Raw genomic sequence first — 20482 nt, forward strand, 5'->3', positions numbered from 1 at the left:
TACAAGTGACAAAGGACAAAGGACTAATGACTAAACTCATTTTACTGATTGGTCTTCCAGGTAGCGGTAAGTCAACTTTGGCAAAACAATTACTGACAGAATGCCCCCAAATGCCGCTGATTTCTACAGATATCATCCGGGGGCAGCTGTTCGGTTCCCCAGCCATTCAGGGCCCGTGGCTGGTAATTTGGCGGGAAGTAGGACGGCAATTTCAGCAAGCTATTTCTACAGAAAATACAGCTATTTTCGATGCCACCAATGCCCAGCGCCGCCATCGCCGTGAAGTTATTGCTTTAGCCCATGACTTGGGTTTTACCCACATTACGGGGATTTGGGTGGATACGCCAGTTTGGTTGTGTTTAGCACGGAATAAAAAGCGATCGCGTCAGGTTCCTGAAGAAATTATTTTGCGGATGCACCGTCAACTCCGGGATGCTCCCCCAAGCCTGGAAGAGGGACTAGATAAGCTGATCCGCTTATCAGAAAAATTAGAGTACGGAAATTGCGATCGCTTGTTGAGCGAGAACCACACTTGATTTTCTATATTCTTTGTTAATTTAAAATCATATTCTTTTGCTTGGCACTATACCTAGCAAATTAAATATCTCTCATCTTAAAAAAAAACATAACGGGAATTTCTATAGGAGGCTGGTAGATGGCTGCAACCGACTTCAAAGACTATTACGCAATTTTGGGAGTTAGTAAGACTGCCACTCCAGAGGAGATTAAACAAGCCTTTCGTAAACTAGCCCGCAAATATCACCCTGATGTCAACCCAAATAACAAACAGGCAGAAGCACGCTTCAAAGAAGTTAGCGAAGCCTACGAAGTTGTGTCAGACCCAGATAAACGCAAAAAATACGACCAATTCGGTCAATATTGGAAACAAGCTGGTGAAGGTTTCCCATCTGGCGGTGTTGGTGCTGATATGGGTGGCTTTGACTTCAGTCAATACGGAAATTTTGATGAGTTCATCAATGAGTTACTAGGACGCTTTGGCGGTGCTAGCCCTCGCGGTGGTCGACAAAGTTACTCACAAAATTACTCTTACCGCACTTCCACAGGTGCGCCGAGTGGTTTTAGCGGCTTTAACGATTATGGGTTTGGTGATGCAGGTGCGGGTACTTCCCAGGACACAGAAGCAGCAATCACTCTAACTTTTGCTGAAGCATTTAACGGTGTACAAAAGCGCTTCAGCTTAGGTAACGAAACAATCGATGTTCGTATTCCATCTGGGGCTAAACCTGGTACTCGCCTGCGCGTGCGGGGTAAAGGCCAAATCAACCCGATGACTCAGCAACGAGGGGATTTGTACTTAAAAGTCGAACTTCAGCCGCACTCGTTCTTCCAAATGGAAGGCGATAACTTGGTGTGCGAAGTGCCAATCACACCTGATGAAGCTACCTTGGGAGCGTCTATTGATGTACCGACTCCTGATGGTTCAGTTAATGTCAAGCTACCAGCAGGAGTGCGTTCTGGTCAATCGCTGCGTTTACGTGGCAAAGGTTGGCCTCTCGCCAAGGGTGGACGTGGCGATCAGTTGGTGAAGGTAGCGATCGCACCACCAAAAGACCTTAGCCAGCAAGAGCGGGAATATTATGAAAAAATCCGGGCTATACGTACTTATAATCCCCGCAGTCATTTGCAGCAAGTTAAGCTGTGAAAATTTAGCTTTGTAGAGACGGTAAATTTACCGTCTTTACATTTAAGTATGAATTTACTGCCTATTTCTCGCTACTATGATCGACTTAAACGCTTCCATTGCCTCTGGTGTAGCCTCGGTAGCTTGCCATGTTGTGCGTGCAGCTAACCGCTTGTACCAAGCATTCAGTTTTGGATAGTCACTTAAGGAAATCCCTACTTCCGGCAGCCATATTACTACAGTTCCAGCTACAACCTCCGCGAGAGTTAGGTTTTGACTACCAAAGTAAGGGCGATCGTCAAGTAAACTCTCAAAAAGCTTCAGCACTGTTGAAATTTTCTGCTTCCCCTGCTTGATTTTTTCTGGATCTTCCCCAGGTAAGCCTAATATCTGAGGTAAAAATGTGGTGGTTGCTGGCAAAAGCTCATTCACAGTTACCAGTTGTACCATGCGTGCGATCGCTAAATCCTTGGCATCTTTAGGCAACATAGCAGGTGTGGGATATTTTGCCTCTAAATAGTCCAGAATTGCCAAAGATTCAACTACATTAAAGCCATCATCCACCAAAGCCGGAATGTGGTGGAAGGGGCTAATTGCCAAAAACTCTGGTTTAAACTGCTCCCCATCTAGTTTTATCTCTACTAATTCAAACTCAATTCCTTTTTCCAGCAGAGTAATCCAGACGCGGCGGGAGTTGGGAGAAATAGGCGAATGATAAAGGGTCAGCACCATAAAACCTCACACTTTTATAAGTAGGGTGGGCATTGCCAATTTTACACCTTCCACTCAATTGAATTGTTCTAACAAGGTCTCAACGCTAGCATTGTGATCCAAAAAAGAAAATAAATGCCAGTAGCGGAGTTTTCCTTCTTTATCTAATACGAACTGGGCTGGTAAAGGCGCTCCCAGCGCTTGCCCTACTTGATAGGTACGAAACACGCGACAACTAGGATCGCTCAATAACGGCATTTGTAAGCCTAAATCCCTCACAACAATTTGACTCTGCCGTTCATCGGTACTAGTAATCATTAAAACTTCTATCCCGCGATTTTTAAATTGCTCATATTTCTCATTTAAGGCTTTGATGTGAGGAAAACAAAAGGGGCAATATTGTTTTTCAGTAAAGATGCGAGTAAAGGCGAGTAAGACAGGTTGCTTGCCTTTATAATCAGACAATTTTACTAAAGTTCCGTTAGTAATATCTGGCAGTTGAAAATCTGGCGTTCCTACTCCCAATCGGAGTTTATTTGTCGCTGGAACTGGTAAAAAGTTGCGGAAGAATCGCTCATTTAATAATCCACTAAAATCAGTTGAAGTAAGCATATTTTTATCCCTGATTATTTAAATACCATTTTATGAAAAAACCACAGATAGATACGGAGGTTGACACTGTTTAATGTGTATCTCTGTTTATCTGTGGTTTTCATTGATTTTGGTCTCAACTCCAACAGGATGGATTAGAGTTTGCTAGCTAGGGAAATTTAGACAGCAGAGAAGTAAACTTTAGACTTCACTGGGTCAGGATTCATTGTCTTGTCACCAGGTTGCCAACCAGCTGGGCAAACTTCGTCGGGGTGAGACTGAACATACTGAATTGCTTGTAATGTCCGCAGGGTTTCATCAACGCTGCGACCAAAAGCTAGATTGTTGATAGTGGCGTGCTGTATGATACCATCTTTATCGATGAGGAATAGACCACGCAAGGCAATGCCTGCTGCTGGGTCAAGAACGTTGTAAGCGGCGCTAATCTCTTTTTTGATATCGGAGACTAGAGGATAATTCAGGTCGCCAACGCCACCAGACTTACGATCTGTTTGAATCCAAGCGAGGTGGGAGAATTCACTGTCAACGGAAGCCCCAAGGACTTCAGTATTGATTTTCTTGAATTCTTCGTAGCGATCGCTAAATGCTGTAATTTCAGTGGGACAAACAAAGGTAAAGTCTAGTGGGTAGAAAAACAGGACGACATACTTACCGCGATAATCGGAAAGTTTGATTGTCTTAAATTCCTGATCTACCACAGCCGTTGCTGTGAAATCGGGAGCTTGTTGACCAACGCGGAGGCTTCCTTCGGTTCCGTAAGTAAGGGACATTAACCTAATTCTCCTTTATCGGTTTAGTAGCGTTGAAATTTGGGTTAAGTAAAATTCACCCATCCACGCTCTCACAGTTTAATTACAATCTGTTACGACTATATCATACTCATAACGATTTTGAGTAGCAAATGCTTGATTTAGATACAAGAGAATGGTTGCTTACCAATGGCTTGGGAAGTTTTGCCAGCGGTACAATTTCTGATGTCCGCACGCGTACTTATCACGGTTGGCTGTTTGCCGCTACAAACCCTCCTTCTGAGCGGACTTTGCTGTTTTCGCACCTAGAAGCTAGCTTGGAAATATTAGGGAGCGTTGTGGCACTGGGGACAAATTTTTGGGGTAACGGTCAGATTGAGCCAACAGGCTGCGAACTGCTACGCTGTTTTGATATTAAACCAGTTCCAAAATGGATTTGGGGCCAAGATAACTGGCAGTTAACCAGACAACTGGTGATGCCTTATGGTTTGGTGAGGGCTGGGGACTGGGAACAAAAGACACAAGGAGGAATAAGCAATGCCCCTGCCCAATTTTGCCATCGGATTTTAATCCAATATCGCTACGAGGGAAGTCATACAGCGATTTTACGATTGCGACTGTTGATAGCAGAACGTGACTTTCATCACCAGCAGACTGCTCCAGAATTACAGTTCTCACAAGTGCTAGGGCAACAGCAAGTCTGTCTCCAAGCAATCAATTCTGGGCATTTCGGCATACCTTGGCACTTGCGCTGGACACAAGGAAATTATCAACCAGATGCAGTTTGGTATTGGCACTATGGATTACCTGAGGAGACGAAACGGGGGTTAGGCGACAAGGAAGACCTCTACAGTCCTGGTTACTTGGTAGTCACACTCCAACCAGGAGATACAGTGACTCTAGAAGCACGAGTAGGTTTACCCGACCTGATGCCAGGTGTTCTCACCCCCGAAACCTTTGCAGAAGCCCTAAAGGCAGAGCAAGAAAGGCTCTCACAGATTTTTGAATGGAGAGAAGGAAGTAAAGAGGCAGAGGAGCAGAGGAGTAATTACCAATGCCCAATCTGGCAACAACTACTCAAAGCAAGCGATCAGTTTATCGTCTATCGAGCCTCAATTGCAGGCTCTACAGTCATTGCTGGTTATCACTGGTTTAATGACTGGGGACGCAACACATTAATCGCTTTACCGGGGTTGGCACTAGTTCCACAGCGCTTTGACCTAGCAAAAGGAGTATTGCGGACTTTTGGGCTTTATTGTCGCCACGGTTTGATTCCTAATGCATTTCCTGATGTCAATCGAGAACCAATTTATAACAGTATTGATGCGGCGTTGTGGTGGATTGAAACTTTAGGGCTTTATTTAGAAGCTACCCAAGACTGGAAATTTTTGGCAGAGCAATTCCCCGTAGTACAGCAAATCTACAAAGCATTTGTCGGTGGTACACATTTCAATATCCAGGTCGATGCTACTGATGGGCTAGTTAGTTGGGATGCTCGTGGTGTAGCCCTCACCTGGATGGATGTCGTAATTGGGGCACATCCCGTCACTCCCCGTTACGGTAAGCCAGTGGAAATCAATGCGCTGTGGTATTCAGCTTTATGTTGGCTGAGTCAGTGGGCAGAACGATTGAGCCAGCTTAAGTTTGGTGAGCCAGTGCGTCTCACTAAGCAAGCACAGCGTTATGCTCAACAAGCACAACACGTAAAAATCTCGCTACAAAAGTTTTGGAATCCTCAGTTAGGTTATCTGTACGATACTATTGAGCCGGACGATCGCCGGAATTTCCAAATTCGTCCCAATGCCGTTTTGGCGCTGTCGCTGCACCATTGTGGGTTTTCTTTACAGCAAGGGTGTCAGATATTAGATTTGGCAACGGCCAGCTTGCTCACCCCCTATGGTCTTCGCAGTCTTGATCCAGGAGATCCCGAATACAAAGGGAAATACGATGGCAACCAAGAGCAGCGCGATCGCGCTTATCACCAAGGCACTGTTTGGGCTTGGCTAATTGGCCCATATATTCGGGCTTGGCAACGTTTTTATCCACAACAATCGCTGCCTTTTGATTGGCAACCTCTGCTAGATCACTTCCTATTTGACGCTGGTCTTGGTTCTATTTCTGAGATTTTTGATGGCGATTCACCTCACACTCCCAGAGGAGCGATCGCTCAAGCTTGGTCAGTTGCTGAAGTAATCCGCCACATACAAAAATAATTACTAATTCGTAATTCGTAATTCGTAATTCTAAATTTTATAGGGTTTTTTAAAAGTTCAGAAGTGTATAATTTGTCATGTTTAGCCGAGCCATGCGTCTCCCTTGTGTAGCAAGCTACACTGAGGATGGCATTAAAAGATAGTCTTAAAATAACCTCTTAACTACGAATTTTTTTAAAGTGGCTCAGGTTGGAATTGAACCAACGACCTCAGGCTTATGAGTCCCGCGCTCTAACCAACTGAGCTACTGAGCCATATATCTTCAAATCATAAACTAGTATAGCATACAAATTTGCTCAATACTAGGATTTTTGCAATTTTCTTACAGCTTTTATCCCTGTTAAGGTCATAGAAAGCAAAAGAGGGAGGTAAACTCCCTCAACAAAACAAGGCGATGATTTAGTTACAGAAAGCCAAGAAATTATATGCGATCCGGTAACATGGCAATTGGGTTAACAGCACCCTTGCCTGATCGATGAATTTCAAAGTGAGTGTGTGGACCAGTACTGTGACCAGTGCTACCCATTAAGGCAATTGTTTCTCCTTGATTCACCTGCTGACCAGGTTGCACCAGAATCTTGCTGTTATGAGCATAGCGAGTCGTGCTGCCATCAGGATGACGGATTTCGACAAGGTTGCCGTAACCACCTTTGTTCCAACCAGCTTTTTCTATCGTCCCCTCAGCTGAGGCGACAACTGGGGTGCCAGTGGAGTTAGCAACGTCAATTCCTTTGTGCATTCTACCCCAGCGCCAGCCATAACCAGAGGTGAGTGTACCTTTTGCTGGCCATGTGTAAGATATGGTTGAGGAAGATGGAGGAGGTGTAAGTTCGTCAATGGGTCTGGGCAGATACTGATCCACTGCTGCCAAAGGCGGTACTATCTGTGGAGAAACTGTAGTTCCCCGCATCTTTCCTAAGGAGTCAGAAGCATTTACTCTTCCAGGAGGGGTTGCAACCTTTGTAGCAGATGGAGTGCGAGAGGGAGTCCACTGGCTAGCAGACCCTAGATTAGGTAAGAACTCTGGGTTTATTGCTTCGTTAGGGCGTACAGTCGCACGGAATTGGGTCTTAATTGGTTGAGCGCTATAGTTAGACTGAACAGACTGAATCGGTGTAGGAACTGGAATTGGTATAGCTACACTATTTGGTCGAGCAGCAGAGTTGGGTACAGTGAAATTATTGGGGGTAGAAATAGGAGTGAGGATCGCAGCATTATTAGTTTCAGTAGCTGCTGCCGACACAACTAAGTTACCAGACTGTTGAGCGCGATATTTCTGCTGTAACCTCTGGATTTCCGCTTGTAAGCCCCGTAAGCGATCATTATTGTTATTGTTTCCCCTTGCTACCCTATTTGCTGGTGTTTTAGGCTGTTGCATTTCGGCAAAAGCTTTTGGCACTGGAATGTCACCACCGACGCCATAAGAACTAGCCGTGGAGGGGGCTGTTTCTAAGTCGGTCGCACTATTTGCCTGAACCTGAACAGTTACCGGTGTAGGGGCGGTAATACTGCTACTGTTATCGGCAAGAGTTGGTGATTGTGAAGTAGGTAGATATGAGTTGGCACTACCAATGTTCACCGGGGAGGTGGCCACCTTTGGAGTTTTGCTGGTCTCTACGAAAGTGGGCTTAGTCGCTACAGTTGCCTCAACTTGAACAGCAGGAATAACTAGTTTTTGACTAATTTGCAGTTCATTTGGATTATTGAGGTTATTTGCCTTAACTATTTCTGATACTGAAGTATTGTATCTGCTGGCGATCGCTGCTAGTGTATCTCCAGGCTTAACTTCGTAATCTGTTCGAGTCGAGGACGCAATAACTGTTGGTGTAGCTGGTGTCAGTGCACTCGTCTGTGTCTTCTGTTTTAACTTCGATATCAAGTTCGCTTTGCTTGTATCGCCAAAAGTGTCCGACTGGGCCAATACAGTCTTCTCAACTACAGTCGACTGCGCCAACCCCATATCAGCTTGGGATAAATCCTTTGTCTCTCCAGACCGCAACTGTGCCAGGCTATTTCTTAACCGATTCGATTTTTCTTGTAAGCGATTCAGTGCGAACTCTTGTTGCGCCTTCAGTTGTGCATTTATTTCACTGTTGGCTGCGCCAGATATTGCCACTGTCTGTGGCTGGGCAGTTAATGATGCATTTGTAATACCAACACCATCAGCACTAGAGTCAGACAGATTATTGACTGTTGGAAAACTAGTCTCAGCTAAGGTATTGTTCAATCCCTGTGCCACTTGGGGCTTCAGGTAGGTAGAATTTTTATAAACTGTTGTTCCTTGGGAAAACGTTTCTGATGCAGGAACTTGCAAAGACATTCCATTTGCCGCGACTTGCCATTTAGCTTCAAGCCCAGGCACTTGTGAGACTGCCGTTGGTTCCACGATAACAGGATTTTCCGGCACGGTCGCTGATGAGACTGCTTGGGACTCCAGCTTTGTGGAGGCGAATTTCACCTCAGTGTCAGGAACAGCAGGAATCGTTGAGCTTGCCTTTTGGCTGCCTACTGGCACCGCTGCTTGGGCTTGATCGCTTTGTCGAGTCACCAAAAGGCTGGTTGCTCCCATAGAGATTGCCAAGCCAATCATGGCGGCTTTTGTCCGCACCCGGCGGTTAACTTTTGGATTCATCACATTTAGCAGTTCTACCGGGGCATCATCGCTGCTGGGGTTATTGTTCAACACAGCTTTTACTCTCTTTTTTAATGCTCGTTTCAAAGACGACCTCCTATGATCACTAGCGCTTAACTGACCTCGATTTTTCAGTTGGATACTAGTCAATGATTTAGATCACAACAAATGATAGATCAAGATCACATTCACCAGAGATGCTTACGCAAGATTAACCTGCTTCTCTGATTTAGACAAGTTCACATGTGTTAGCAAAACTTAAATTTTGCTGTGTTTACTTGTCCGAACCACTCCTAACACCACTTAGGACGTTTTACTCTTTACCATTGTCCGCGCTTGTCTTGCGTCAATCGCGGGGACTGGACAAACTATTTGCCAAGTCCATAGTCGCTGCCGAGAATTAGATTGTTGCGACTTCTGGAAAAGTGATGCCCCCTACTGTAGATATCTTCAAGATATTTCTACCCAATCAGCCTTCTCAACACGAGACTTTACGTTGATTATTCCCTAAAAAACAACCGTATGAACTATTGGCTACTTTGGGGTTGCTTTCTAGAGTTCATTGAGTTGAAATCGCTCAAATTCATGACATGACAGGATTATAGCGGTTTTTACCCCCAATTTAGGATGTTTCAAATTCATCAAAATCTATCATTCAAATTTGGCAATATTCCAAGTTTTATATACAAATTTCTTATAATAACCTTCCTCTCCTTGTAAGTATCTTCCACTACAATTTAGGAAAAAAAACAATTTTAGGTATATTGTTTTACATATTATTGCAGTAATCAAGAAATTTTTTGCTGCCATAAATCATTCGTCTAATAGATATCTGGAGATACAATAAGTATATTTACTTATAACTGTGAAGGTAAACAACTATTGTAGATAGCCTAACTGACGACGGGTTTCAAATAATCCAATTGCTACACTCACTGACAGATTCAAGCTGCGAACCCCCGGTTGGCTCATGGGAATATACAGAGTAGCATCGCAATCAGACAGAATTTCTGGTGGTAAGCCCGTGGTTTCACTACCAAACAGCAGCCAATCATCAGATTGAAACTGAAAGCTTACATAATTACAATTTCCACCAACAGTAAAACCTAACCATCTGCCTCCACGCTCCTGATGTACGTTTTTAAAGGCTTCTAGCGATTTGTGATAGTGTAGCTTGACATAAGGCCAGTAATCCAAGCCAGCTCTTTTGAGGTAGCGATCGCTAATTTCAAATCCTAAAGGCCCCACCAAATGCAACTCTGTACCCGTAGCTGCACAAGTACGGGCAATATTACCTGTATTAGGAGGAATTTGCGGGTTAACTAAAACTACCTGAGGCATTGTCCGTATAATTTACGTATGGTATAAAAAAAATTATTGTCAATGTTAAATCTACCAAAAGGTAGAGGCTATTCATAGGTTTTGTTAATAATAATCAAGCATCCTCCATCGATTAGATTTTTAAAACGAAGCGTAAACCCTCCCAGAGCAATGCCTGAGAAGATATTTGGCTAAAATTGGAAAATATTAAGTTTTATGTAGAAAAAGTAAGTGTTTGTGTCTTTTAGGGGTGGTAGCATCTCCAAGAAAATTGTCTAAAGACGGGAGATGTGGGTAGGGGAGGGAGACTGGGCATTAATTTTTCTCCTTCACCCTCCCCTACCTTTCTGCTCCTTAAGACTATGCCAGTAGGAACGAACACAATTTGTCTTCGAGTTCGATTTCGCGCTCTTGAGTAGCGACAATAGCTTGAGTGATAACGCGCTGGCTGTCAAAACCGACTGCGTGTAATTGCAACCACTGTTGAGCTTCATTGCCTTCGCGGAGGATTTTGTGCAAGGGGGAGAGGAAACAGCCAAAACCTCGTTGTTTAGCGATCGCCCAAACATCTTGGTACATTTCAGAAATCCAATCTCTGGCTAGGATACTTCTACCATCTTGCCAATGCCTCAGATGAGCATCGAGACTACCAGCAGCAACAGCAGCTTCGTTGTCAGCAGTCAGGGTAACGAGTTCTTCAGCAGAGAAAGTACTTTGGGTTAATGGATCGATGCTTGGATTTTCGATTATTTGCAATAAACGCGCTTCTAATAAGGCAGTAATGGCTAGCAAGGCAATGGGATCTGTGACTAAATCGCAAATTCGCAATTCTAGGCGATTCAAGTCATAGGGACGGCGATCGCCATTTGGTCGCACTGATGCCCATAAATGCCGCACGTTTTGCATGGTTCCTGCAACGAGTTGAGCTTCCACCCACTGGATATGATCTGCGTGGCTGGCAAATAACGGTACATGGCTAGGCGTTTGCGGAAATACGCCCCAACGGGTGGAGTGATAGCCAGTAGCTTTGCCATCGAGGAAGGGAGATGAGGCGCTGAGGGCGAGAAATAGAGGTGCTTCCATACGGATCACCCGACATGCCCGCATTAATACTTCTGGGTCGCTGATGCCTACATTGATGTGTACGCTGGCGGTGACTACTTTTGTCCCGTAGGTGTTTTCAATGTAGTCATGATAGGGGTTTGCTGGATCGGAACGCAGAAAGCGATCGCCTCCACCCAAAGATAAAGTACTCCCCGGTATCAAGGTATAATCGCCCAAACGATTGAGGTAGTTTCGCAACTCCCGCCGGGGACGCAGCAAGGCACACAATAAATTCTCGTAATTATGGGATGGTTGGGTTATATATTCGACGTTGCGGCTATCTGGCTCTCGCATAAATCCATCCAAAGCCGCAACGATTTTGTCGGAGAGACCGACGATTTCACCTTGAGGTGTGCCAGTGTACATCTCAATCTCAAAGCCTTTTAATAAGACCACCTTGTTCTCCTCGGCTCTCTCTACCTATAAATTGTATCGAATAAGACGAATCTCTGGATCTATCTTTAAGTCAATCAAAGGTTAAGAATCATTTAATTGATAATTCATACCAAATCAGGACGACGAATTTATTGGCTATCTTTCGGATAATTATTAATACTGAAGCTAAAAAATACACTAGTTGAATTTACGCACTGTATAGTTCGGCAAAAAGAGCTAATTTAAACTGAAAAGCTCCGTACTGGGTTTGTTTTATTTTAGGTATATTGCGAAATAAAATTCTCAGGTGAATCACTCTTTTGGGCAATATTGAGGCGTAGAAACTGCGCCCATACTTCATCACTAAGTAAGTGTAAAGCAGTTTTGGGATTGTTAATTGCGATCGCGCCGATAACTTTACACCATCCCTGCTGCAATAACTCAATAAATTCCTCTTCAGTAGAAACTTGACTCAGCAACGAAAGTGCACTTTTAAAACTTGCTGAATCACATGATAAGTTTTTCGATTTCAATCCCTGTAGTGCTACATTTAACCATACAGGCAGAAGCTCAAACCATTTATTTTTCTGTATTTCTTTGAGTGCAATATCTTCCATACCTAGCACACCCCACACACATAAAGACTCTATAGCCAGTTTAGAGTCGCGGTTTTCTAGAGCATTTTTCCATAATTTTTGAGCATGATTTTGGAAGCGATTAGCGAGAAATTCATAAGCTTCCTGGACTTGATGCGGAATTGTAACTTTATAAACTGACTCGCCTTGTGGTAGATAATCGCCGCGATAAGATAGCCAGTTATGAGATCCGCAAAGATAGATTTCTTTATCAACTATTACTTCTTTGACATGGGAATCTCCCAACCAAAAAACCTGTGCAGATGGTAAACCATGAGGTGTTTTGATCGCTCGAAGTTTTTTCCCTACTTCTGGTGGAATTGGTTTATCTTCATCTTCTTGTAGCCGTGCAATTCCATATCCAATTAAAATCCGAACTCCACGATTAGCTAATTTCTGTAATAAATTTAGAAATTTTTCATTGACAACTGCCTGATTAACCAAAGGAGAATAGATTAGAATCTGACTTTTAGCTGAATTTAAAACTTCTGAAAAAACTAGGCTAATTTGTCCATCGCGTAACTGTACAGCTTCACCTAATGCTTTATAGTTATCTACTTTTTCACCAGCTTTTGTGGCAGATTCTAGCGCCTTTTGGCGAATCTTTTCGAGTCTAGCTTCTATTTCAGTATTTTTCTGCTTGAGAATGGCTTCACATTGAAAATTGATGGTTTCGATTGACAATTTGCATAATGTTTGCAAGGATATTTTACCTTCAGCATGTAACAGTTCTAAGCAATTTGATGCTGGCTCTAAAATTTGCTTTCCATTTTTTATTTGAATGCTCAATTTATCTTCAAGAGAATCGAAGATAATGAAAAGCGATATTTTTCTCCAAATTTTTTGAGTCGAAGCTAGTACCTTACAGGAAGTGACGATTTTTCCCTCTTCTGGGATATGAAGTGCTAAACCTGAAGTTTGAATACTTTTTTGGATTTCCTCAAGCGGTAAGGAAGCAATATCAGCAATTGTATTATCAATAGTTATAAAGTCTGCCAAATCAGGCAAATTTATCACTGTCTCATTTAAGGATTCAGATTGAAATGTGATTTTGTCGCTTAAGGGGTCTGTAATAGCATTAATTTGTACAGCATATGGCGGCTGTGGTACAGACCCTTTTTCATAAAATGAGCGGCCTTCAGAAGTGACTGTAATTGGCGATGTTGCTGATAGAGTTTGTAATGAACGAAGAGTTGCAGTAGTAGTTTTAATAAATACAGAATCAAGCCCAAGTACAGAGGCTAATTCATCCTCTGTTGGTGGTGGTTGAAATTCAATCGCAGCGCGGATGATAAATTCTTCGAGGACGTTAAACTGGCGTGGTTCCTTAATATTTATTTCTACAGGAGTTTGACGTAAGCTATAGCGAAATTGACGCGCTGCTAAAACTGACAAACTAGGACTTTGCGCTTCAATTTCGTCTACAAAATTCTTAAGGTTGTCATCAATTGGTTTAGCAGAAGAAGCGAGAAACATCAACGAAATCTCCATGTAGATGCACTATGTTGGAAACATTGGAGTACATACTCCCGATTTGTCCACGCTGCTGAGTAAATAGCGAATGAGAGCTACCCTGCTTTTGTTATTAACCGAGAAGTATTGCCTTTCAGATCAGAACTATAGATGCAGGCGTTTCATAGTGTATCAACATTCTTACCCGTAAAAATCTCCGAAACTTAGCAATGTGTAGAGGTTATGATGAATGCGTAGGCGTAGCCTGCCGCAGACATCGCAAGACTTGTGACAAATGCGAGTTAAGCTGTCGTTTGTGAGCCTACTTCATAGGGACAAAATACAGCACTCCCTCATCTGCATTCAGTGCATAAAACAATACCAGACGACCCGAAGCATCTGAGTCAATGCGACGTACCGATTGGAGGGCGGATAAGAATTGGACTTCTTGATTCATCACGACTGGATCACAACCCTTTTGAGTTGCATCTAATGTTCCTAAGGAAAGTTGGTCATCAACCAGCTTAAAGGAGCCACCGAAACGATTACATCCCCCAAACCCATTCACCTGATTGTCCTCAAAATGCAGAGACACTTCTGTTTGGGGCACAAGTGCAACAGCAGAGCCTTTACGCTCCCAACGCTCAAGTCGCCAAGAAGAATTTTTCAAAGCAACACGAGACTGCGGAGGGCGTTCGGAGGACATAGTAGGTAATTGAGTTGAAGAAGACTTTGTACAGGCCAATAAAGCAAGGTTGAAGGTCAGGGCAACCCCCACAATGCTTAAAACAAAACCCACCTGAATTAAGATAACTTTGAGCGAAACCATCTTCGTTTGCATAATGTGTAATCGCTTACTCTAGATGGATCAGGAAATGTTATGAACATTATTATAGTGAAATTAATATTTTCACGGGCAATCTGAGGCATTCTTTTATAAACTTAGAAACCCGCACTCGTCTTACAGAGGTTACGATGTATACACAAGTCAAGTCTTTGGTGAGGCCATTTACGGTTAAGTCTCATAGCCCCTGATATACCTCACCCTGGTTTTACTACGTCAAATCTGTCCGTATCCTTAGTAAGGAGAGGGATTAAAGATAGGATAGGGTAAGGTTTTGGAGGACTTTTGGGTAATTCTATGGTTAACTTGACAGTTTTAGAAATCGATTTATCTTGGTGCCTTTGTGCTTTAAGGGTAAAAAATTCTTTCTTCAACACTTAGACACCAAGAGGACAATAGCTTTATCTGCTACAATTCTAGTTCGCTTTCTACTTACCTGAATGAGGGTAGCCTAACTACTTATCTGCAACGCCCCTTACTTTGAAGTTTCCAAGCGCTTAATGCAGGGTTATCGCAAGCGTCATAAACTAGTTTTCCAATGTTGCCCGCTCCACGCGTACCATAAGCAGCGTTGGGAAATTGTTGGTTTTGTCCAAACCAAGACGAACCCATTCGCTGCTCGTCATTACCATAGCTTGTAACTCCGACAACAGCATTACGGACGTTTGAAGAGCCATAATTTCCTCCTACCGCATCGGCACCAAAGTTGACAAGCCAAGGACCACCGCTAGATCCGCCAGTCATAGCTGAACCTAACCAAGTATTCTTTAGATTGCCGGTAGCGTAGTATGCGCCATAGGCAGTGTTGATTTGCATCCTCAAACCTGAGTCAAAAGAGGCAGGATATCCGAGCTGAGTGATAGACGCAAATAGCTTATTGCCGAAGACGCCTTGATAGGCTGCGGCTGGCACAGTATAACTGTAGCCATTCCAGGCATAACCGAAGTAACCGGTAAGATTGCCTGCCTGTTGTCCTGAACTATTATTGTTTAGTGCAACAAGCGCAATGTCATTGTTGCAAACAACGCCAGTCTGTGTACAGGTATCAGTTCCATTAAAGTAGGCGGTAGGAATCAGGTACTGTGTGCTTTCAAATGATAGATAGGGTTCAGAAGAGTTGTTTTTTGCAGGAACAAACTTCACCTTTTTCGCCCAGCCGTTGCTTCCTTTTCCATAATCATGGACACAGTGTGCAGCCGTAATCAGAAGACTTTTCCCAATCATTGAAGCTGAACAAACACTGTTGTAAGTGGTTCCCCCAAAAGCCATATATAACTTTCCGGCTCGACGGTATGTATCGGCCTGGGCAGGATTAGTAGTGCCCCCTAAAACACGGGAAGTAGAGTAAGGTACTTTAGAAGTTCCAAAAGATAATGGGGAATCTATTGGTAAATCTAGTTGCTCATTTGTGTTGGAGTTACTTGGATCTGAAGCTGAAGGTCTTACTGCACCCGATGTACCACTGATAATACCCGTGCTGAAAGCAGCGTTAGCTGGAGCCTTAACCGAATCTCTTGGCATCCGCGATTTAAGGTCTTTTTCAGGTAGAGTCTTGAACTGTTGAGTTCTGTATGACTGATTGACGCTATCAGATGAGACGGTTAAAGAGCGATTTTGCGCGATCGCCTCATAACTTTGTAAACTCAGTAAAAATCCAGTCGAGACAATAGCTAATGACTGTCTAACAAATACTTGCATTTGGTTCCTCTTTGGTGTGCGAAATTATTGGGTTATCTGCTTGCTGAAACTTTTGTAAATACATCAATACAAGTATTTGCGAGATGGCTAGACAAGCAGCAAAAATACAGCCTATTAACACATAAATAGACTAATGCATACTGTAAATCTGCCTGTTAAAGCAAGTTTGCCTTATACTTGTAATTTCAAGTAGTATGCGGGTTTTTATGTAGATTAATTATGAAGTAATTAATAAGATGTGAGGTTATTTTGTTAAATTTATATTAACCTATTCTTAATCTATTTTTTTAAGTACTAAAAACAAAAAATCAACAATTTTGCCGTATAATGGCGAATTTTTGACCGTATAAGCCCCTGCTTTTAGGCGCTCAATATTAATGCGTAGGCGTAGTCTGTCGTAGACATCGCTAAAAAATAGACCTAAAAATTTAGCTGAAAAAAGGTGTTTTAGCTTATTTAATATAATTCCCTTTTTGTCAATCATTATTACTTGACCGACTTTCTAGCATTCCCAAATGCTGGCAAGGAACAACATTTTTAAATTCTGCTACTTTGCTGATTTTGGGTAGTATTGCCACCAATAATAAAATTCCCGACTTATTAGAGAAGTTGGGAATTTAAGCCTTTCAATTTTCACAAATCAAATAGAATTGCTATATAGTCTGTGTTATAAATACTACACAGTCACTCAAAACCGAAATTTTACAACGAAAAATGTCAGCTTTAGTGATCGCTAATTTGCCAAGTATATCGCCTCAATTAGTCTACAAAACTATTAAGATTATCATCAATCGGTTTAGCATGAGAGGCGAGAAACATCAACAACACAAGATTGAATAATTGAATTTGTACAAATACTTTTAACCGATGAGGCAAATTATCTTTATGCTTTCAACAAGCCTTGACGACGACTAGCCCACCAAGCAAATCCAGCACCAGTCACAAACATTAGCAGACCATAAATTGCCCCAGGAATGGCCATTGTGGGAGTATTCAGCAGTGTAGGCGTAGAAGCGATCGCGATCGCCAGTGTCCCATTTTGAATTCCTACTTCTACTGTAATTGCCGTAACGCGTTTTTCTCCTAATCGGGTTAAAGTAGCGATCGCAAAACCTAAAGCCATTGCAACCACATTCAAAACCAGAGTTGCCAAGCCCACATCTATTACGTAAGAAACAAAATTATTCCGTTCTCGCAGCAGCACTCCAGTAATTACCACCGCCAGGAAAAATAAAGACAGCCACTTCACAGGTTTATCTGCCTTGTCTGCCAATCCGGGTGCATACCGCTTGGCTATCATCCCAATTGCTATAGGTAGAAGTGTAATCACCGCAATCTGCAAAACAGTGTTTAAGAAAGGTAACTGTAGCGTTGTTCCTTCCCCCAAAAATCTCTGCATTGACAAATTTACTACCAGAGGAATCGTAAAAACCGTAATAAAACTACTAATAGCTGTTAGCGTCACAGAAAGAGCAACATCACCCCCGGCCAAAAACGTAATCATATTAGAAGTAGCGCCGCCGGGACAGGCTGCTAAAATCATCACACCTACTGCTAATTGTGGGTCAAGGGGAAACACCGACGCAATGCCAAAGCCCACAATCGGCAACATGATCAACTGCGCCACCAAGCCAATCACCACTGCTTTGGGATAGATTACAACTCGCTTAAAGTCTTCTAAGGTCAAGGTTAAACCCATGCCTAGCATGATTATAAATAGAGCTAGGGGCAGAAAAACAGCCGTCAGAAAATTTGCTTCCATCCTTAACCCGCGTTGGTAACAATAAAAGTGCCTTTGGATTGTACCGTGTTTCCCCTTAGGGAATTGATGGCTGTTGCAAATTAAGCTCTTGAAATGGTTCAGAAGACTCTTCTAATTTCAAGCTACCAGCAGATTTACCGTTGATTTGTAGAGTATATTTTCCCTGTGGTAAGCCTTCTAAATAATAGACTCCAGCACCGTTGGTAACAGAAAAACGCCGAGTTCCTTGATCTGGTTGTATGGCTTCTACCCGTGCGCCTGCGATCGCTTGGCCTTGAGCATCCGTGACTACCCCCGATCGCGTGTAAGAACGAATTAGCGGAATCATCACAGGGGTATAACTCCCAGCAATCACATCAACAGCTAAGGATTCAGCCGCAGCCTGCCAATCAGGAGGTAAACCTGCTGGATCGAGGTCAAGGCGATAAACGCCAGGAGACATCCTTACCAAAGTGTGATTGCCCTGGATTTGTGGTAAAAATGACTTAAGCGGTTTATTGTTCAAAGTCAACAATAAATCAGCGTTATCTGTATAAGATTCTTTCTCTCCATCCAGTTTGCCGTTATTGTTCCCGTCAAAAAATGGCTTAATCAAAAGTCCGCCTTGTGTACGGAAGTAATTAGAACGGCGATCGCCTGGACTAATACCCCCTTGTAAATTCAGGCTAGAAGCTAAATCTATGCTGAAAGTTGCTTCATCGGAACTCGGCGATACTCCTTGATAACGCGCCCGTAATAGCAAACCCGGTAAAACTGTTGTTGATAATGTGGCTAGTAGTCCGCTACCCTGAGAACCAATACCATAGCCCAACTGTGCTTCCCACTGATAGCTACCATCAATCGCCTGTTGTTGTGAACGATACCGCCAACTCACACTTAGCAAGCTGTCGCTACGATTTTGATTCTGTGTTTCATAATTTAACAGCAGTGTGCTGCCACTATTAGAAAAGCTATTTTTAGAAAATTTGTAAGTCAGTTCCGACAAACTGCCAATTTCGTTACCGCGTTGCGTTAATTCTAGTCTCCCAAGACGTTGCAACAAATTCCAGCGCAGGCGGTTTTTAGTATCTAAGCTGACACGGGCAAAGGTAAAGGCATCTTTGCCACTCAAGTTAATTTGCATTCCGCCAGATGTCGCATCAGCTGTGTCAGTACTAGTGAATAAAGTGAATTGAGGCAAAACTCGCCAATCTAGATTAAAACGGCTAGACAAGCGATCGCTTGTAAATGCAGCACTCAAGCTGGAAGATGGATTATAGCGAATATCTGTATTCACATCCCACTTATTACCCGTCAGTGCTGAAACTGCTACCTGCAAAGGTAAGCTTCCAGGACGCCAAAATAATTCTGCTAAGGCTCTAGGCGATTCGTCGTACACTCCACCTAAGCCTACTGTCAGATTTTCCGATAAACCCCAACGCCCTGCAATTCCGCCCCGAAAGTCAGAAAAGTTGCCCAACAGACTTTGATTCCCCAAAGAATTCCGTCGTAAGCCACCAGAAACGATAAATGCTGAAGCACTTGCTGGTAATTGTCCTAATACTGTCGAAAAAGTAGCCTCTTGAATTTCTGGTTGGGCGGTGAGTCGTCCTTGGGGATAAAGCAAGACGCGATAATTGTTGCCTAAAAATTGATTTTGGCTTTTAATATTTTCAAAGCGGTAAATGCCAGACGAATCAACTAAAATTTCGGCAATTACGCGATCGCCAAAACCTTGTACTAATCGCGCTAATGTACCTGGTTCAGTCTTACCAGAAATTGTGCGTCCAATAGCATCTGCTTGTAAACGTTGGCGAGGATCGGAAGAACCGCCACCGAAGGGTTGAGGTGGTACAAACCCCTGTCGTTTAATGGATGTAAAACCCCAATAGTCTCCTGTTCCTTGAGTCTGCCAAAACGTTGGCTGGGAACCTACAAAATAATCAGCTGAATTAGTTTGTCGCAGAAACTGCGCTTCGGCAATATTCAAAGTTTGTAGATTTTCTAGATTTGGTTGATCGGTGCGGATGAACCACGAACCACCAAAAGCACTACCAACAGCAAGAAAATCACCTCTATAGTTTGTCGATCTGGTAGCACTACCGCTAGCATTTACCTTCTGTTCAATTGCGGCGATACTAAACTTTTGAGGTGCAACGTGTGGTAATCCTTCTAGTTGAATCGGAGTTTCCGTTTCTGCTAGTTTGCCAGTAGATTGATCTAGGACTGGAACATCTAAAACTATGGCGTATTCATTGATATCAAATTTCGCGGTTACGCCAAAGAGAGTTTGTAAATCTTGGATTGTAAAGACTAATCCTAATTCTGAATCGGTGCGAAGTTTTTTTGGGTCGATGCGAGTCACAACACTAGGCGATCGCACTTCTAATTGACCATCAGGTAAAGTAGTAATATTTAATTTCAACCCTTGAATTACAGCATCATAGGGTAACAGCCAATTTGCAAAATCAATTGCTTCAGAACCATCTTCTTGACCACGCACTAAAATGCTAGGATTGACATTGCGGTTCCCTACATTCAATCCTACGGGAAAAACTTTAAATTCGGAATCCTTCGCTAATTGGATAGTTGTGGGCGTTTGGGAATTTGAAATCGCAGGTGTATCTGCCTTCGCAGGGGTGATAATAATTTGACAGATCAGAGCGATCGCAGCTAGCAGACATTTGCCTCTATTTACTAACCGAAGTTGCACAAATTTTTCATTTCTCAGGAAATTTATTTATAAAAATAGAG

The 20482-nt window shown here is 43.0% G+C and carries 15 protein-coding genes and 1 tRNA gene; 3 read left to right on the plus strand and 13 right to left on the minus strand.

Annotated features, from left to right (window positions below; all coding sequences use genetic code 11):
* Nucleotides 1–26: 26 nt before the first annotated feature.
* Together ACEYW6_RS20485 and ACEYW6_RS20490 are read left to right on the plus strand one after the other, a co-directional pair.
* On the plus strand, nt 27–536 hold the full coding sequence (locus ACEYW6_RS20485; protein ID WP_412981188.1) for an AAA family ATPase: 510 nt from the start codon (nt 27–29) through the stop codon (nt 534–536).
* A 119-nt stretch (nt 537–655) separates the two neighbouring features.
* A complete protein-coding gene (locus ACEYW6_RS20490; protein WP_196512526.1) occupies nt 656–1663 on the plus strand; it encodes a DnaJ C-terminal domain-containing protein in 1008 nt (335 codons plus the stop codon).
* Nucleotides 1664–1717: 54 nt separating this feature from the next.
* Here the strand turns inward: ACEYW6_RS20490 and ACEYW6_RS20495 are convergent, their stop codons facing one another.
* The 3 genes from ACEYW6_RS20495 to ACEYW6_RS20505 all read right to left on the minus strand — a co-directional run bounded on the left by ACEYW6_RS20495 (nt 1718) and on the right by ACEYW6_RS20505 (nt 3735).
* Complete coding sequence (locus tag ACEYW6_RS20495) at nt 1718–2371, minus strand: glutathione S-transferase family protein (RefSeq protein WP_412981219.1); 654 nt, start codon at nt 2369–2371, stop codon at nt 1718–1720.
* A 57-nt stretch (nt 2372–2428) separates the two neighbouring features.
* Complete coding sequence (locus ACEYW6_RS20500; protein WP_412981189.1) at nt 2429–2965, minus strand: peroxiredoxin family protein; 537 nt, start codon at nt 2963–2965, stop codon at nt 2429–2431.
* A 158-nt stretch (nt 2966–3123) separates the two neighbouring features.
* Nucleotides 3124–3735: a peroxiredoxin gene (locus ACEYW6_RS20505; RefSeq protein ID WP_012412312.1), complete on the minus strand. Its 612-nt coding sequence runs from the start codon at nt 3733–3735 to the stop codon at nt 3124–3126.
* A gap of 131 nt (nt 3736–3866) precedes the next feature.
* On the opposite strand from ACEYW6_RS20505, the gene ACEYW6_RS20510 reads away from it, so the two are divergent.
* Nucleotides 3867–5927: an amylo-alpha-1,6-glucosidase gene (locus tag ACEYW6_RS20510; protein ID WP_412981190.1), complete on the plus strand. Its 2061-nt coding sequence runs from the start codon at nt 3867–3869 to the stop codon at nt 5925–5927.
* Between the two features lie 180 nt (nt 5928–6107).
* On the opposite strand, the gene ACEYW6_RS20515 is transcribed toward ACEYW6_RS20510, so the two are convergent.
* From ACEYW6_RS20515 to ACEYW6_RS20560, 10 genes are all read right to left on the minus strand, one after another.
* A tRNA-Met gene (locus ACEYW6_RS20515) sits at nt 6108–6181 on the minus strand.
* Nucleotides 6182–6348: 167 nt separating this feature from the next.
* Entirely contained in the window at nt 6349–8646 is a 2298-nt protein-coding gene (locus ACEYW6_RS20520) for a peptidoglycan DD-metalloendopeptidase family protein (protein ID WP_412981191.1), read from the minus strand.
* Between the two features lie 792 nt (nt 8647–9438).
* On the minus strand, nt 9439–9900 hold the full coding sequence (locus tag ACEYW6_RS20525) for a tRNA (cytidine(34)-2'-O)-methyltransferase (RefSeq protein WP_412981192.1): 462 nt from the start codon (nt 9898–9900) through the stop codon (nt 9439–9441).
* 339 nt (nt 9901–10239) lie between these two features.
* Entirely contained in the window at nt 10240–11379 is a 1140-nt protein-coding gene (gshA, locus tag ACEYW6_RS20530; protein WP_412981193.1) for a glutamate--cysteine ligase, read from the minus strand.
* Nucleotides 11380–11636: 257 nt separating this feature from the next.
* A complete protein-coding gene (locus ACEYW6_RS20535; RefSeq protein ID WP_412981194.1) occupies nt 11637–13469 on the minus strand; it encodes a phospholipase D-like domain-containing protein in 1833 nt (610 codons plus the stop codon).
* A gap of 298 nt (nt 13470–13767) precedes the next feature.
* Nucleotides 13768–14286 (minus strand): META domain-containing protein, encoded by a 519-nt coding sequence (locus tag ACEYW6_RS20540; RefSeq protein WP_190889702.1) that lies wholly within the window; start codon nt 14284–14286, stop codon nt 13768–13770.
* A 462-nt stretch (nt 14287–14748) separates the two neighbouring features.
* Nucleotides 14749–15987: a trypsin-like serine peptidase gene (locus ACEYW6_RS20545; protein ID WP_412981195.1), complete on the minus strand. Its 1239-nt coding sequence runs from the start codon at nt 15985–15987 to the stop codon at nt 14749–14751.
* 274 nt (nt 15988–16261) lie between these two features.
* Nucleotides 16262–16471, minus strand: a complete 210-nt coding sequence (locus ACEYW6_RS20550; RefSeq protein WP_412981196.1) for a hypothetical protein — start codon at nt 16469–16471, stop codon at nt 16262–16264.
* Nucleotides 16472–16870: 399 nt separating this feature from the next.
* Entirely contained in the window at nt 16871–17749 is an 879-nt protein-coding gene (locus tag ACEYW6_RS20555; protein WP_412981197.1) for a bile acid:sodium symporter family protein, read from the minus strand.
* A gap of 55 nt (nt 17750–17804) precedes the next feature.
* Nucleotides 17805–20441 (minus strand): carboxypeptidase-like regulatory domain-containing protein, encoded by a 2637-nt coding sequence (locus tag ACEYW6_RS20560; RefSeq protein ID WP_412981198.1) that lies wholly within the window; start codon nt 20439–20441, stop codon nt 17805–17807.
* Nucleotides 20442–20482: the final 41 nt, after the last annotated feature.

It is taken from the genome of Nostoc sp. UIC 10607, assembly GCF_047228265.1.
Lineage (GTDB): Bacteria > Cyanobacteriota > Cyanobacteriia > Cyanobacteriales > Nostocaceae > Nostoc > Nostoc foliaceum_A.